Below are 15,484 nucleotides of genomic sequence, written 5' to 3'. Positions count from 1 at the left end.
ATATGGCTCAAGCTCAACGACTTGCTGGCTTTGGTCTTAACACACTCAAGGAATTATTTAGAATGAAATAGCCCTGGGAGTTTTAGTGATTCAATCTGTTTAGAAAGTTTCGATCCACTTGAAGCAACCGCTAGAGCAACTTTACAAGAAACCGATACAATAAGAGTAGTCTATGGATTAACTCAACTACTAAAAAATGATGGCGATGATGTGACTCGCCTACTTGCTGCTCGAATGATACTGCGAATTAATCCTTATCACATTAAGGCTGTCAATTTTTTAATTAATAAGGCTTATCATTATCGATATTTTGGTGATGTTATGCTCTTTGAAGAAGTTTGTACAGCATTAACAGAATCTGGCATATTGATTTCAAAGATTATCAGAACTTTGATCGAATGTATCAGGCCAAATCAGTTTATTCTAAACTCTTCTGATTCTCCATTTGCCTATGATTATTTACGAATAAGCGGTGCTAAATATTTAGAGAAAATTGACCCTGGCAATCCACACGTGTTAATCACTCTCTTAGATGTACTCAGGCATAAGAGCTGGGTTGAAGAGGTAATTTCACAATTTTCAGAATTAGAGAAATTTTCAATTCCTTCTAATATTATTTCTACTTTAGTTTGTTTATTACAAGCTTATCAAAATGAAGAAGTTAAGTTAAAAATTGCACAAACTTTAGTGAAGCTCGATCCTAGTAATAGGGAAGCTGTTGAATTTCTAAAACACTCAATTTTGAATGGAACTGATGAAGGTTATCGCTTGTATGCAGCTAGAAGTTTATGGGAAACCCATCCTAAAGACTTAGAAATACGTGAAGTATTTCATTGTTTGTTACGCCAAAACCATCACCTGTTCCAAGGTAGTAAACGTCATCGTTTTTTTAGGTTATATGATTGGACATTTGAAAAAATGAATTTAAATGTTATAAATAAGCAGATTAACTCAATTAAAGTCAATAAGAGAGTCGAGCCGATTTTTACAATAGAACAGGAAAGTTTAAGTTCAGGTTATAATATAAGAAAATCGCTTCAAGCACGGGTTGAAGAGCTAAAATCAAAGCAAGCTATTTATGAGCTATACGATCTGGATATTTGGAGATTCAAGATGGCGATTCCTAGTGATTTATTCCCAAGAGTCGTAGCAAATACAAAAGAGCTTTTTAATGATGAATTACTAGCTGAAGAATCAGAACACTACGAAAGTTGCTATGCTATACTGTGGCACTGCGCCCAAAATATGAGTTATCCAGAATTTTATCGCGCTTGGCACAGTTAACCATCCACTACAAATCTAGAAGCATCCCACAACATCATACTTAGCACTGCGACAATGTAAAACGCATTTCTCCTAACCATCCGAATCTCATCGATGCAGTTTTGAAATGGCTGAATCGCTCGATTTTGGAGGCTTGAATTTTGATTTTGGCAGAAGGCGATCGCTTTTTCACCAACTCAGGCGCGATCGCACTCACTCCCCCAAATCCAACTCGATCGAAACATTTCTTCATCTTTCTCTGAATTAAGAGAATCGTCGGCTAAAACAGAGTAGGAGAATTTCCGCTACGATCGAGAGTAGATAGACTAGCACCAGATAAAATAAAGTAAAAATTCCCTCCGCACTACCCGTTGAGATGGCTGCGAGCTCTCGGTTCAAAAGTCGAGATTTTGCTACCTTGGCATTTGCGGGGGGAAATGACTACAGAAATTCAAAATACTTGGAATTTATACAAATAGAAAGACAGAAATCGACGACAGCCGATCGATCTATTGTGGAAAACTTGCGCTTTTCTGTGGAAAAACCCCCTTTTCCTGTGGAAAACTGCTACTAAATTAAGTGCGATCGCTCTAACCCGATTGATAGGATTTAAAAAATTGGAGGAATTGCGGTAAGTAAAAATACTTTCCCGATTCTTCAATTAATCCGTGTATCCGTGTCAAAATCACTGGTTGTGCCTTCATTCTTCAGAATCGTAGCTAATGTGGTCGGACTTGTAAGCTGGTGGCTCAACGTGAATTAAGATGCGTACAGGGCTGAAACGTTCTTCCAAACGGGCTTCTACTTCTTCTGTAATCCGGTGAGCTGTTTCTACATCGACAGCATCCACAATCATGTGCATATCAATAAATACTTGACGCCCTACAACGCCACGGGAGGCGATCGAGTGACAGTTAACAACCCCCGGCACATCCATTGCGATCGCATGAATAACTTCCGGTGCGATCGCCATTTCATCCACCAACCAAGGCAGATTTTCCCTTAAAACCTTCCAACCGCTGCTAAATACCAAAACAGCCACAGGAAAAGACAAAAACACATCCAGGAATTGCAGTTGAGGTATGTTTAAAACCTCTCCTTGCCAAACGCCGATCAACCCGCCGATGACCATAATTGTCACCCAAACATCGCTCATCGTGTGCTGCGCGTCAGCCACTAAAATCGCGCTACCGAGACGTTTCCCAACCCTGCGCTCGTAAAAAGTGACAAAAATATTAATTCCCAGTACAATCAACAAAATCCACAGTTCATTTGGGGATATTTTGACAACTTTACCCCCGTTAATCAGCCTTTCGACAGCACCGCTGAGAATTTCAAAACAGGCAATTCCCAGAAAAGCAGCAATTCCCAGAGCTCCGAGAGCATCAAATTTTTGGTGTCCGTAGGGATGATCGCGATCGGGCTGCGGATTGGCATAATGATTAGTTACCAATCCTAAAATATTATTAGCGCTATCCGTGACGCTGTGCAAAGCATCTGCCAGCAAACTGAGGGAACCAGTCAGCCATCCCACGGCTGCTTTAATTGCCATCACCAGCAAATTTAGTAATAAAGTAATTATTAAAACCTTGCGGACTTCAAAACGGTTATCGGCAACCATAAAATATCCTCGCTCAGGCGTCAAGTTTTCTGGCTTCTAGTTTAAAGCTTATCAAGTCATAACAGGTTAAAACTATTGCTGAATCTAGCTTGCGACTAGATTGATCTTCATTAATTTAGCCTAGCTTCTTGAGACAATTTTTAATTAATACCCGTTTCGCAGTCCAATTGAGCTGGAATGTACTTCTTTTGGGTTACTATATTTTTTATCATTAACAATAGTATGTTAAATTTCATTGCCCATGTCTCTTTCTCCGCTGACACTGAATTTAGTCGAAGGTTCTGTCTCCTTTAGCTTTTCCCCGCAAGCCGCGCGGGATTTGCAAAGCGAAATTGCAGCTTTGATGGAAAGCTTGAAAGCTGTAGCAGCCAAAACCGCTGGCGCTAAAGCTTCTCCCCAAAAACCGATGGAATATCGGTATGCAGGAGATGTATTTTTGGAAGTTTTCTGCAACCCCAATATCTGGCCAACTCCTTTTGCTGCGAAAGTGCTGATTACGGTTAGGGACGATCGCGTGCGCGTCACCACCGAAGCCGAACTCAGCCGCCTGCGCGACGATCTCGCTCAGTATATCGAACAAGTCGGTTGAGATTCTCAACCTGAAACGCTCTTGTTTTAGACTCCCGACTTCTTGAAGCAGAACAGGCTTTCCGCCCTGTTCCACAAAGAGTTAATTTTCTTGTGGGGAGTAGGGGTTGGGCTTCTAGCCCGCCCCTGAAAGGCTGATTGAAAGGGGATAACTATCTGCAGGCGACGCCGACCATTCCCACATTGAACCTGCATAATTCTTAGCATTAAATCCCACATTTGTCAAGACACAAGTCAACCATGCAGAACGAATTCCCCCAGAGCAATAACTCACAATTTGAGTTGACTGCGAAACTCCTTTTTGCTGCAAAATAGCGACAATTTCCCCGCGATTCAGCAGTTGTCCCTGCTTGTCCATTAACTGTTTGTAATAGAGGGGAACCGCACCGGGAATGTGGCCGCCCCGCTTTTCTCCGTAAGGCGTTTTACCTGCATATTCTCGCGGTTCTCTGGCGTCAATAACTGCTAAATTAGCATCTCCTAAAATAGCTTTCAATTCATCCCGCTGAATTTCCCAATTCGAGGAGCGAGATATTACAAAATCTCCTGTTTTCGGTGGATTGTTTGCAGCTTTTACTCGATTAATTCCAGCTTGGATTAAAGCCCTATATCCTCCATCGACAAAAACGGCTTTTTTGTGTCCCAAAGTCCGCAGCATCCAAACAATTCGCCCATCTTCGCCCCACCCTTTAACCGAATCGGCAACGACTATGACAGGTTTGTCTTGACAAATACCAATTGCTTGCAGTTTTTGAGTTAAAACTGTGTTATTTTCGAGAATTTTTCCCTTTTCGGGAAAGTGCGATTGAGAAAATTCCTGCCAAGTTACGGGAATAGCAGGTGGGAGATGGCAAAACCACTTTAAAACAGGTTGACGAGCATCGAGCAGAGTAGCGCCCCCTGACAGTAATTGCTTAGCTAAATCGGCGCTTACTATCCAATTATCTGCCAAATTATACAGTAAATTCGACATAATTTATGGAGCAATTTTTGCTGTACCAGCAGCGCATTCTAAAACCCCTTTGGTATTAGTTGGATTAGCGGGTTTAGTCTTGCCAGGAGCAGCATTTATACACAAGATGGTTTGGGTCTTGTTTCCCACCAAAAAGACTCCCCCCACAAAACTTTTGAAATTAGCTTGCTTCGATACTCCGTAGTTAAATACAGCACCTTTTTTCACCATGCCGATCGAGTAGCTGTAATTGGCTGCGTCAGGTTTAACTTGGAGACCGAGATAAACCAATAGATTGGAAACAGAACTTGTAAAGCCTGCTTTTTCAGCATAGTAAACTTGCTGGGCTTTATTCATCGAACCCACAAATTTTTTCGCTTGTGATTCCTTAGCTTTAAGCGTTTGTGACACTTGAGCTTCCGAGACAGGACTGAAAACAACTGGCAGAGTTAGAACTGCGATCGCAACTTTGAGCTGCCAGTTGCGGCTGCTATAAATCCTGCTTAATTTCACAGAGACCCGGTGGAATGAGCAGTTGAAAAACATATAATTAAACTAATTGTTTTGCCTGAAACTGTTGCAACGCCCAAGGAGCAACCGTGCCGTGTTCTGTAATAATTCCCGATATTAATTCCGCCGGAGTTACGTCAAAAGCGGGATTGTAAAATTCGACTCCCACAGGACAAATTCGCGTAGTTCCAACTTGATACATTTCAACGGGATCGCGTTCTTCAATGGGGATTTTGCTGCCGTCGGAAAGTTCAAAATCTATGGTAGATAGAGGCGCAGCGACAAAAAACGGGACGTTGTGAGCTTTGGCAACAATTGCTAAACTGTAAGTGCCAATTTTATTGGCGGCGTCGCCGTTAGCAGCAATTCTGTCTGCACCGACAACTACTGCGTGAATCATGCCGAGTTTCATGCAGTGAGCGGCCATATTGTCGGCTATCAATGTCACGGGAATTCCTTCTTGCACGCATTCCCAAGTGGTTAGTTTTGCACCTTGGAGACGGGGCCGAGTTTCGTCTGCAAAAACTCTTCCGAGTCTTCCTTCTCGCCAAGCAGAACGAAATACACCTAAAGCAGTTCCATAGCCTGCTGTTGCCAATGCACCTGCATTGCAGTGAGTTAGTAAGTTCAATTTTTCCGGTGTAGCTGGCAGAACTTCTAAACCTTTGTCGCCGATATCTTTACAAGTTTGCAAGTCTTCTGCTTGAATGGTTTTGGCCATTTCTAACAAAGTTTTTTGCACTTGTTCGACAGAACCGCTAGTTCTCTCGGCAGTTTTGAGCATTCGCGATATTGCCCAAAACAAATTAACCGCAGTGGGACGAGTCGATCGCAATAACTCGCCAACTTGTTCTAATTTAGTAAAAAACTCGGTACGATCGCCCGTTTCGATTTCTCGCGCCCCCAAATACATCCCGTAGGCTGCTGCTACCCCGATCGCCGGAGCACCTCGGACTATCATAGTTTTAATCGCCTCAGCCATATCTTCGCAGCGGCTAATTTCCACTACACCGTATTCTTTCGGCAGCCGGTTTTGGTCAATTAGCAGAACTCGGTCTTCTTTCCAAGTGACGGGCGAAACAGGGGAGTTTTGAGGGGTCATCGATTTCAATGATGTGAGGGACAAGTTTCTATGATGCCATGAAGGCGACTATTCCTCTATGTTATGAGGGACACGCTGAATTTGCCAAAATTCCAGCCCTGCAGTTTTAGCTTCGAGACAGGAGATTTGAGATTGAATAATTGCTGCATACCCACCACTCTCTGGGTTTGGAACTTATACAGAGTTGGATTCTTTTTCACCAAAGTGTACTTAGTAAAAAACCGAACATTAAGTTCTGTAAATTATACTTACGTTTTTTGAAAAATTTCCGTAATCGGGAACAAGCTAGCTGTACCTGGGGTCTGATTTTTTTAAGTTGAGAATGAAAAAGTGCGATCGAGCAACTTTCCAGAGCCAACAGATTTACAAGAATCACAAAAATAGATAATCGTAAAGCTTTGTCTGTACAACTTGTACTGACTTAAAGGCAGGTTTTGTGCTAGCCGTATTTCTGGTGCATTGAAGTAGGGACTATCATCGCACGGAAACAACATTTTGAAAACCTAATTAGGTGCATGGGGGAACAGTAATTATGAAAAACCTACAAATAGTCTTCGTAGATTCAGCAGTTGAAGATTGGCAAAGTCTGGCCGCAGGAGTTAAAACGGGTAGAGAGGTAATTTTAGTCGATCGCACGCGGGACGGCATCGAACAAATTTCCGAAGCATTGCAGAGCCGCAAAGGTATAGAAAGCGTTCACATTATTTCTCACGGGGATTCGGGAAGTTTGCAGTTAGGGCCAACTAGCCTGAATTCTGACAATTTAGAAACATATCGCGGCTGTTTGAAACGGTGGTTTTCGTCATCTGTCAACTCACTTCAAAATCGATTTGAAATTCTGCTTTACGGTTGTAACGTAGCAGCAGGTAAAAAAGGAGAAGCTTTTATACAAAAGCTGAGCAAGTTAACAAAAGCTAATATTGCTGCTTCTGCAGATATTACTGGCAGTGCCCAAAAAGGCGGAAACTGGGTACTTGAATACGCTACTGGAGCGATTAAAACAGGTTTGGCGATCGAGCCAGAGGTAATGGCAAATTACGCGCATACCTTGGCGACATTTACTGTTTTTAATACCAACGATGCTGGGCCGGGTTCGCTGCGAGATGCAATTACTCAAGCCAATGCCCTTGCTGGGGTGGATATTATTAACTTCAACATTCCTGCTGCAGGCGTTCAGACGATCGCGCCCCTGACTTCTTTGCCAATAATTACCGAGGCCGTAACCATTGACGGCACCTCTCAGCCAGGATTCGCCGGCACCCCACTGATCCAACTCGATGGAACCAATGCTGGGGGTACAACTAACGGCATACTCATCACCGGCAGTGGCAGCACCATTCGGGGACTGGCAATCAATCGCTTTCAGGGTTCTGGAATCTTCATTTTAGGTAATACCGCCACAGGGAACTCTGTACTCGGCAACTATATAGGCACCGATCCCAACGGTACCGCCGACTTGGGCAACGGTGGTAGTGGCGTAGTAGTTGACAATGCAGCGGGTAACACGATCGGCGGGATTGCTGCAGGCGATCGAAATATCATTTCTGGCAACGCTTTGTTCGGCGTCTGGCTCAATGCCACAGGTGCAGCAAATAATATCGTCCGAGGCAACTACATAGGTACGAACGCCACAGGTACTGCTGCATTGGCAAACGACGCCAGTGGCATACAGGTTCAAGGTGCGCCCAACAACACGATTGGCGGGACTAATCCAGCCGATCGCAACTTGATTTCTGGCAATGGCAGCGCTGGCGTGTTTATCGATGGTGCCACAGCCACAGGCAACACTGTGCTGGGCAACTTCATCGGCACCGACATCAACGGTACCGCAGACTTGGGCAACGTCGGTTTTGGCGTGGCTATTCAGAATGCACCCACCAACACGATCGGCGGAAATACCGCAGGTGCGCGCAATATCATTTCCGGCAATAATGCTTTCGGTGTCCTAATTCAAAACACCCCTGCTACCAGCAACGCTGCCACAGGCAACAGAGTCGTGGGCAACTTCATCGGTACGGATGTCAACGGCACCGCAGACTTGGGCAACACCTTGACTGGCGTGCTCATACAGGATGCTGCCAGCAATACGATCGGCGGGACTGCTGCGGGCGATCGCAACATTATTTCCGGCAATGACGGTTTCGGCGTGCAAATTCTCAATGCCAATGCCACTCTCAACTCTGTACTCGGTAACTACATCGGCACCAACGCCGCAGGCACCGCTGCCTTGCCAAACACTATTGGTGTAGTTGTAGACAATGCACCCAGCAATACGATCGGCGGTAGTGTCGCAGGCGCTGGCAATATTATTTCCGGCAACAGCAGTCCCACCGCAGGTTTAGGCGTCCAGATTACAGGCGCCTCTGCAACAGGCAACACTTTGCGCGGCAACTTCATCGGCGTCGCAGCCAACGGTACTAGCCCTTTAGGCAATAGCTCAATCGGAGTACAGATTACCGCTGCGGCAACTAATAATGCGATCGGCGGTACAGCAGCAGGTGAAGGAAATATCATCGCCAACAACGGCAATATCGGCGTAGCTATTGCATCCGGTATCGGCAACCGCATCCAAAACAACTCGATCTTCGCCAACGCCGGCTTAGGCATCGACCTCGGCAACAACGGCCCCACCGCCAACGATGCAGGCGACGCCGACACCGGTGCTAACAACTTCCTAAACACCCCCGTACTCACCACCGCTACCGCCAGCGCGGGCAGCGTCACCGTCGCGGGTACTTACAACAGCATTCCCAGCGCCAATTTCACCCTCCAATTTTTCGCCAACAATCCCCCGGGAACCCAAGGTCAAACCTTAATTGCTTCTATCCCGGTAACTACAGACGCTGCAGGCAACGCTGCTTTCAATCAAACTTTCCCAGCAGCAGTCACCGCAGGCCAATTAATCACCGCGACAGCAACCGACGCAGCCGGCAACACTTCGGAATTTTCCGCACAGCCTGTTCCCGTTGTCGTACCGCTGAGTACGATCGCCGGGATCAAATTTAACGACATTGACGGCAACGGCACTCAAGCTGCCGGAGAACTTGGCGTTCCCGGAGTTACAGTTTTCCTCGACACCAACGGTGACGGCATTCTCAGTGTCGGCGAAACTTCCGCAACCAGCGATGCTAACGGCAGTTTCACTTTCGGCAACTTGCCTGCTGGCACTTACAGCGTCCGGGAGGTTGTACCGGCTGGAAGCCAACCAACTACGGCTAATCCGGTTTCCGTCATACTGACAGCAGGTCAAACTACTCCTGCTACAGTTAATTTCGGCAACCAAGCAATACCAGTACCGCTGAGTACCATAGCCGGGATCAAATTTAACGACATTGACGGCAACGGCACTCAAGCTGCCGGAGAACTTGGCGTTCCCGGAGTTACAGTTTTCCTCGACACCAACGGTGACGGCATCCTCGGTGCCGGCGAAACTTCCGCAACTACCGATGCTAACGGCGGCTTCAATTTCTCCAACTTGCCGGCTGGCACTTACAGCGTTCGGGAAGTTGTACCCGCCAACAGCCAGCCAACTACTCCCAATCCGGTTGCAGTCACGCTGGCAGCAGGCCAAACTACTCCTGCTACGGTGAATTTCGGCAACCAAACCATACCCGCTGTATTGGGCAGCATTACTGGTATCAAATTTAACGATATTGACGGCAACGGCACTCAAGCAGCCGGAGAACTTGGTGTGCTCGGAGTCACTGTTTTCCTCGACACTAACAATGACGGCATTCTCGATGCCACAGAAACTTCGGTAACTACCGATGCTAACGGCAGTTTCACTTTCCCCAACTTGCCGGCTGGCACTTACAACGTTCGGGAAGTTGTACCGTCATTCAGCCAGCCAACTACTCCCAATCCGGTTTCAGTGACGCTGGCAGCAGGTGAAACGACTCCTGCTACAGTTAATTTCGGCAATAGCCTCCAGACGGGCACCATAACTGGCCTTAAATTTAACGACACCAACGGTAACGGCACTCAAGATACCGGAGAAATTGGCATCCCTGGCGTCACGATTTTCCTTGACACTAACAACAACGGCACTTCAGACACCGGAGAAACCCAAGTTACTACCGGTACCGATGGCAGCTACAGCTTCCCCAACCTGCAAACAGGCACTTACAACGTCGGGGAAGTGGTGCCGACAGGTTTTACACCAACCACCCCTAACCCCCGAACCGTTCCCTTAGATCCAGGTCAAACTTCCACTGCCAATTTCGGCAACCAACAAGTCCCGCCAACACCAACACCAACACCAACACCAACGCCGACTCCGACTCCGACTCCGCCTCTGCCTCCAACTCCCGTCCAACAAAGCAGCATCAGCGGTCTTAAATTCAACGACGGCAACGGCAACGGTACTCAGGATGCGGAGGAAACTGGTCTTTCGGGATGGCAAATTTTCCTCGATGCGAACGGGAACAACTCTTTAGATTCGGGCGAAACTATTGTTACCACTGACAATTCAGGTAATTACAGTTTCAACAATCTCAATCCCGGCACCTACAATGTGCGGGAAGTCCAGCAGACTGGTTGGACGCAAACTACTGCTAATCCGGCGGCGGTTAATCTGGGTAGTGGCGCAAGTCAATCGAACGTTAATTTTGGCAATTTCCAAAATATTAGTATCTCCGGCAGCAAGTTTAATGACCTCAATAACAATGGGGTTTTGGATGCTCAAGAACCGCTCTTGCCGAACTGGCAAATCTTCCTTGACGCTAACAGCAATGACTCTTTAGATGCTGGAGAAGTTAATACTTCAACTGATAGTTTAGGAGGCTATAGTTTCGCTAATTTAGGGCCGGGAAATTATCGAGTTCGGGAAGTAAATCAGCCTGGTTGGACGCAAAATACTGCCAATCCTGCTGATATTATTGCTGTCAGTCGCACTAATGTTAGCAATATTAACTTTGGCAATTCCTTCGCCCCAGTCCCACCAACACCACCACCAACACCACTACCACCGCAAGAAGGACAAGATGCTGACTGCATTTGTGAACAAATTGTTTTACCAAGCATTAGCAGTATTCGCGGCCCAAATTCTGCCACTAATACCCGCAACGGTACTAACGGCAACGACACTATTCTCGCCACTAATAACGGTGACGAAATAAATGGTTTTGACGGCGATGATTTGTTGGCCGGGTTGCGAGGCAATGATAATGTTTACGGGGGACTTAACAGTGCTTTCCCGGTTGGCCCCGATATAGACACGGACTTGGTGTTTGGCAATGAGGGTAATGATTACCTCAATGGAGTTGCTGGAGAGGATTTAATCTTTGCGGGCAAGAACGACGATGTTGTTTACGGCGGCAAAGATGACGACATTATTTTCGGCGACCAGGAGAGCGATACTTTAATTGGCGACCAGGGTAACGATATTATCTACGGGGGAACTATTAACCCCTTCGACCCTGATTTGACTGGCAACGATTTGGTGTTCGGTTTGGCGGGCGATGACTTCCTCAGCGGGGAGAAAAATCAAGATACGATCGCAGGTGGTGATGGTAATGATACAGTACGTGCCGGCAAGGGCGATGACGTTGTTCTGGGCGAATTGGGCAGCAACCTGCTGTTTGGCGATGAAGGCAGTGATACTATCTGTGGCGGCGAGGGGGAAGATACAGTGTACGGCGATATTGGTAGCCCTCTTCCTATTGGTTCTACTGGCGGAAAAGACCAAATATGCGGCGGTTTGGGCAACGATTTGCTGTTTGGCAATGAAGGTCAGGATACTGTCAATGGGGAGGTCGGGAACGATACTCTTTACGGCGGTAAGGATGAGGACAGTTTGCTTGGCAGTGCTGGGGACGACTTCTTGTTTGGAGATCAAGGGAATGATACTCTGATTGGAGGCACCGGGAACGATCGATTTATGTTGGGTATTGACCTCGGCAGCGAGACTATTTTAGACTTTCAATACGGTATCGATTCGATCGGCTTAATTGGTAGTCTGGATTTCTCCCAACTGAGCATTGTTGCTGAGAATAGTTCAACTCTCATCCGAGTTACGGGTTCCGGTCAACTTTTGGCAACTCTCCGCAATGTGCCTGCAAGCGTGATTACTGCCACAGATTTTGCTCTCCTCTAGTGCGATCGAGCTAATTAATTAGGTGAGAATATTGTAGGGACGATGGATTAAGAGACTGTTGGCAAATAAAAAAAGGGTGAAACCAAACATCTTACTGCAAATTCCACGTTGTTTGTGAAGTACACTCCTGATCCATGAATCCCCGTAGGGACAAGGCAATGCCTTGTCCCTACTACTTTATTAACCTGGAATACGCTGTATAATCATGGCAAATAAAGTCTGATAAACCAGAAGTAATATGGTTTCCGGTTGCACGGCGCTGTGTCCAACCTGTGGGTAATATTAATTCCAATGCTACCGCAGTTGATATGACTCGGGGTCGAAAAACTGAATGGTTGAGTGTTAACTGTTGACTCGATTTTATGATTCCGATACAATCGGAAAGGATATCACATCAAACTTGGCATCGTATAGGTCGTCGGTTCAAATCCCCCCACTTCGATCGACAAAACGCGCCTAATTAAGCGGGTTTTGTAGTTTTCCTAAATATTTTCACTTTTTGGCAATAATTAAACAATCACTCTCAACTTTAGACAGCATATCTGGAAAAGCTGATGTGTAGTTCCCATCTTTGTCTACAATCCTGCGAAGTATATATCCGTTGTCAGGAGGTCTGCCGAAAAACGAGTTTGTGCGATACCAGATATCTCCATTCGGAGTGTTCGGATCTCGATCGATCAAAAAATCTACAAGCCACTGCGGCACAGCGAATCCAAACACTATGGGCGTAATGTGTCCGTGCTGCAAAGTTGCATCCGAGAATCGGAACAAGTAGCTGAAGCGAGAAAATTTAACTAAATAAATTAACATCCGTCCCGCCATTAATGAATGAAATGTCCAGATAACAGGGTCAAAAACGCGCAGCAATAACGTCCGTTCGGCAGCATTCCAGTCTGAACTGTACATCGTCAGACAATCGTCTGGTAAAACATTCCCGTCCATAAAAAAGATACCTTGCAGGGCTTCGGGTAACTCGGCTGGATGTTCTACTTTCATCCAATTCGCGATGTCTTTTAGTTGCTTGTGTTCGATTAACATGGTATTACTTATCCTCAAAATAGTTGTGCTTTGGTGTCCTATTAGATACCCCCTTGATTTCTTAGTCGATCGAACGATCGATAGTTTATGTGACGTGCGGTTTCAACTCACATCTTGCATCATCGCCAATCAGTTATTCAAGGGCGGGGGGGACACCCCACAATAAACTTGATGTCTTGTGGGGTGTCCCGAAAAGCCTGTTAAGCGAGAAGGGTGCAATATCTCAGTTTCAACCGCTGTTCGGCGAGCTTTTGGATTAATTACCGCCGCAAGTTAGGCTCAGAAGCTCGTCGCACTTTGCCTACCGTACTGACGACATCCACCAGCATCTTGAGTGCGATGTCTTTACCGGGGCAAATCCGTCCCGCGCTACGATCGCCCACCGAATGAAATCCCATATGAAAAGGGCACAAATTCTCCCGCTTAGGGTTGAATTCGTATACCGTAGAGCCCCAGAAACTCTCGTTTAGCAGCCCCAGGCTGAGCGGTATCAGTACCTTGGTTCCGGCGGGGAAGGTGCGCTCTTTGCCCGCTACCGTTGCGGTGAAAGGCTCTGTCGCGACTCGGTGGGTGGCGCTGACGGGGGCCCAGAGGCGGGCGCATTCCAGGAGGAAGAGCTCGATCGACTGGCGATCGTCCAAATCGAGCTGATCCCAAAAATCAGTCGGGTTAATTTCGGCCGTCTGCTGTCCTTTATAGGCGGGGAGAGGGCGGTATCCCATTGCCGTGTAGCCTAGGTGCAGGGGGCCTTGCAGTCCCGCTATGCCCATAATTGATGTCATCAGCTTTGCCAATTCCCGCTTAGTCATGCCGTTGTTTTCCGAGCTCTCCTCGAAGTCGGCTAAGGCTGGGGAATTTTCATAGATAGTCGCTGCACGCTCGATTAGAGCGGACAAATCCCCGTGTCCAAAGAGGTTCAGGCTTTGCAGCAGGTTGCCGATGACGGCGAAGTAGTGCAGCGGGCTTTGACGGGTGTAATGCAATTCGGTGAGAAGTTCGATCGACTCGGAATTGTCTGGATTAATCCCAAAGATGACGTAGTGCAGGTATCGGACTAAAAATCCCATCCAACCCCGCTTGACATCGGTAAAAAACGCTCCCCCCGCACCGTGCGACATCTCGGCATAATCTGCGGCTAGCCGATCGAGCAACCGCCTGCTGATTTCGTCTCCCTGGCGATCCGCTGTCGCACTGTTGAAGAGATATTTCTGCATACAGCTTCGGAATGCTGCGTGGTTGCTGCTACCATCAGTTTCGCGATCGGACAAAGACAGTAGAAAAAGGTTCCTACCGCCGACATCTTGGTTGGGGGCGTTATCGGGATCGAGTACAGAAGTACCAAGCCGCCATCCGCGCGCCTGGGGCGATGTGAGTGCTTTTTCCAGGGTGTCAAACTCTCCCATCACGACTTGCCCCGCGCAGCAAAAGTTGGCTCCGAAAGCCAGCCGTTTTATCTGCAAATAGGTAGGTTCGTTGGCAATCAAACCCTCAATCAGGGCGATCGGCGGTAGCATCGTTTTGCTGAGACTTTCTTCCGGGTTTTGCAAAGCCCAAGCCTGAAACTCGTTCAGGGCCGGGTTCATCAGCGATGAGAAAATAGTATCTAAATTTAGGTTCATCATAATTCCTCCGAGAATCCCTCGCCATAACCCGCTTTGCAGTTAGCAGCAAGAGCGTATTGAGAAGTAATAGAGCGGGATTGAATACCCGCTTCATTGCCAAAATCAGTCAGTATAACTATAGCCATTTTTCTTTGTGTACGCCGTGGCAATATAGACATAGTTTTACTGAATATGTCTGCGCTCAAGTCTAGCCTTTTTCCGGAGATTGAGTGGAATTTCTGGCCGGGGTGACAAAGAGGCTTAGGAAATAGACTGTATAAGGGTTGCAGCCCGCATACCTTGTTGATAAAAGCGGCGTTTATTTCGAGTTAACTTGATTAACTGTTCCACCTAATCCGAATATTGTTCGAGATAATTAACCCACTTTTCTCCATCCTTACCAACACCAAATGTACTCCGTCTTCGATATCTTTTTTTAGGTTGTTGACGCCGAAATACATATTTTTTAGCTGCTTTTTCCCAATATCACTGCTTTCAAATATTGCCGAACTGTAGGCGAGAGTCACGAGCAGAATTATGTTGATCAGTCGGTTTCCTTTTAAGCTAGTTCCTGTCATATCGTAGCCTCCTGTTTTATAATCTCCGAACATTTATTCAAGGCCCATCCGTTGTTTGTAAGTAACTGCTCACCGCAACTGCGTTGCGGTATTGCCAAGGTCGGCGAGTGAGCTGGGTTCGCTCGCAAGCTCCGTCA

At 46.6% G+C, this 15,484-nt stretch carries 12 protein-coding genes; 4 read left to right on the top strand and 8 right to left on the bottom strand.

Annotated features, from left to right (window positions below; genetic code table 11):
• Positions 1-210 precede the first annotated feature (210 nt).
• Both QUA33_RS25620 and QUA33_RS25615 read left to right on the top strand, forming a co-directional pair.
• The gene (locus QUA33_RS25620) at positions 211-1,284 is read left to right on the top strand and encodes a hypothetical protein (RefSeq protein ID WP_333152284.1); all 1,074 of its coding nucleotides are present in this window, start codon (positions 211-213) and stop codon (positions 1,282-1,284) included.
• 106 nt (positions 1,285-1,390) lie between these two features.
• Positions 1,391-1,531 carry a hypothetical protein gene (locus QUA33_RS25615; RefSeq protein ID WP_333152282.1) on the top strand — a complete coding sequence of 47 codons (141 nt, stop codon included), beginning with the start codon at positions 1,391-1,393 and terminating at the stop codon, positions 1,529-1,531.
• Positions 1,532-1,963: 432 nt separating this feature from the next.
• On the opposite strand, the gene QUA33_RS25610 is transcribed toward QUA33_RS25615, so the two are convergent.
• Complete coding sequence (locus tag QUA33_RS25610; RefSeq protein ID WP_333152280.1) at positions 1,964-2,884, bottom strand: cation diffusion facilitator family transporter; 921 nt, start codon at positions 2,882-2,884, stop codon at positions 1,964-1,966.
• Between the two features lie 241 nt (positions 2,885-3,125).
• On the opposite strand from QUA33_RS25610, the gene QUA33_RS25605 reads away from it, so the two are divergent.
• Positions 3,126-3,473: a hypothetical protein gene (locus tag QUA33_RS25605; protein WP_015174783.1), complete on the top strand. Its 348-nt coding sequence runs from the start codon at positions 3,126-3,128 to the stop codon at positions 3,471-3,473.
• 114 nt (positions 3,474-3,587) lie between these two features.
• On the opposite strand, the gene QUA33_RS25600 is transcribed toward QUA33_RS25605, so the two are convergent.
• From QUA33_RS25600 to mtnA, 3 genes are read right to left on the bottom strand one after another with little or no spacing between them, the layout of a single operon-like run.
• Entirely contained in the window at positions 3,588-4,445 is an 858-nt protein-coding gene (locus QUA33_RS25600) for a rhodanese-like domain-containing protein (RefSeq protein WP_333152278.1), read from the bottom strand.
• A 3-nt stretch (positions 4,446-4,448) separates the two neighbouring features.
• Entirely contained in the window at positions 4,449-4,937 is a 489-nt protein-coding gene (locus QUA33_RS25595) for a type IV pilin-like G/H family protein (RefSeq protein ID WP_333152276.1), read from the bottom strand.
• A 37-nt stretch (positions 4,938-4,974) separates the two neighbouring features.
• On the bottom strand, positions 4,975-6,036 hold the full coding sequence (mtnA, locus tag QUA33_RS25590) for an S-methyl-5-thioribose-1-phosphate isomerase (protein WP_333152274.1): 1,062 nt from the start codon (positions 6,034-6,036) through the stop codon (positions 4,975-4,977).
• 532 nt (positions 6,037-6,568) lie between these two features.
• On the opposite strand from mtnA, the gene QUA33_RS25585 reads away from it, so the two are divergent.
• Entirely contained in the window at positions 6,569-12,130 is a 5,562-nt protein-coding gene (locus QUA33_RS25585; RefSeq protein WP_333152272.1) for an SdrD B-like domain-containing protein, read from the top strand.
• A gap of 492 nt (positions 12,131-12,622) precedes the next feature.
• Here the strand turns inward: QUA33_RS25585 and QUA33_RS25580 are convergent, their stop codons facing one another.
• The 4 genes from QUA33_RS25580 to QUA33_RS25565 form a co-directional block, all read right to left on the bottom strand.
• The gene (locus QUA33_RS25580) at positions 12,623-13,168 is read right to left on the bottom strand and encodes a hypothetical protein (protein WP_333152270.1); all 546 of its coding nucleotides are present in this window, start codon (positions 13,166-13,168) and stop codon (positions 12,623-12,625) included.
• A 260-nt stretch (positions 13,169-13,428) separates the two neighbouring features.
• Positions 13,429-14,790: a cytochrome 450 gene (locus QUA33_RS25575; RefSeq protein WP_333152268.1), complete on the bottom strand. Its 1,362-nt coding sequence runs from the start codon at positions 14,788-14,790 to the stop codon at positions 13,429-13,431.
• Positions 14,787-14,915 carry a hypothetical protein gene (locus QUA33_RS25570; protein WP_333152266.1) on the bottom strand — a complete coding sequence of 43 codons (129 nt, stop codon included), beginning with the start codon at positions 14,913-14,915 and terminating at the stop codon, positions 14,787-14,789. Before QUA33_RS25570 ends, QUA33_RS25575 begins: the two co-directional genes overlap by 4 nt.
• A 192-nt stretch (positions 14,916-15,107) precedes the next feature.
• Entirely contained in the window at positions 15,108-15,347 is a 240-nt protein-coding gene (locus QUA33_RS25565) for a hypothetical protein (protein ID WP_333152264.1), read from the bottom strand.
• Between the last annotated feature and the right edge of the window lie 137 nt (positions 15,348-15,484).

This window comes from Microcoleus sp. Pol14D4 (assembly GCF_036701245.1).
In the GTDB taxonomy this organism is placed as follows: domain Bacteria; phylum Cyanobacteriota; class Cyanobacteriia; order Cyanobacteriales; family Microcoleaceae; genus Microcoleus.
This window is presented reverse-complemented; position numbering and strand designations above follow the sequence as displayed.

Excerpts from the sequence above, each read along its gene's own strand:
- QUA33_RS25570 (WP_333152266.1), bottom strand. The coding sequence starts at position 14,915 with ATGGCTATAGTTATACTGACTGATTTTGGCAATGAAGCGGGTATTCAA.
- QUA33_RS25610 (WP_333152280.1), bottom strand. The coding sequence starts at position 2,884 with ATGGTTGCCGATAACCGTTTTGAAGTCCGCAAGGTTTTAATAATTACT.
- QUA33_RS25605 (WP_015174783.1), top strand. The coding sequence starts at position 3,126 with ATGTCTCTTTCTCCGCTGACACTGAATTTAGTCGAAGGTTCTGTCTCC.
- QUA33_RS25615 (WP_333152282.1), top strand. The coding sequence starts at position 1,391 with ATGGCTGAATCGCTCGATTTTGGAGGCTTGAATTTTGATTTTGGCAGA.
- mtnA (WP_333152274.1), bottom strand. The coding sequence starts at position 6,036 with ATGACCCCTCAAAACTCCCCTGTTTCGCCCGTCACTTGGAAAGAAGAC.
- QUA33_RS25600 (WP_333152278.1), bottom strand. The coding sequence starts at position 4,445 with ATGTCGAATTTACTGTATAATTTGGCAGATAATTGGATAGTAAGCGCC.
- QUA33_RS25575 (WP_333152268.1), bottom strand. The coding sequence starts at position 14,790 with ATGATGAACCTAAATTTAGATACTATTTTCTCATCGCTGATGAACCCG.
- QUA33_RS25580 (WP_333152270.1), bottom strand. The coding sequence starts at position 13,168 with ATGTTAATCGAACACAAGCAACTAAAAGACATCGCGAATTGGATGAAA.
- QUA33_RS25565 (WP_333152264.1), bottom strand. The coding sequence starts at position 15,347 with ATGACAGGAACTAGCTTAAAAGGAAACCGACTGATCAACATAATTCTG.
- QUA33_RS25585 (WP_333152272.1), top strand. The coding sequence starts at position 6,569 with ATGAAAAACCTACAAATAGTCTTCGTAGATTCAGCAGTTGAAGATTGG.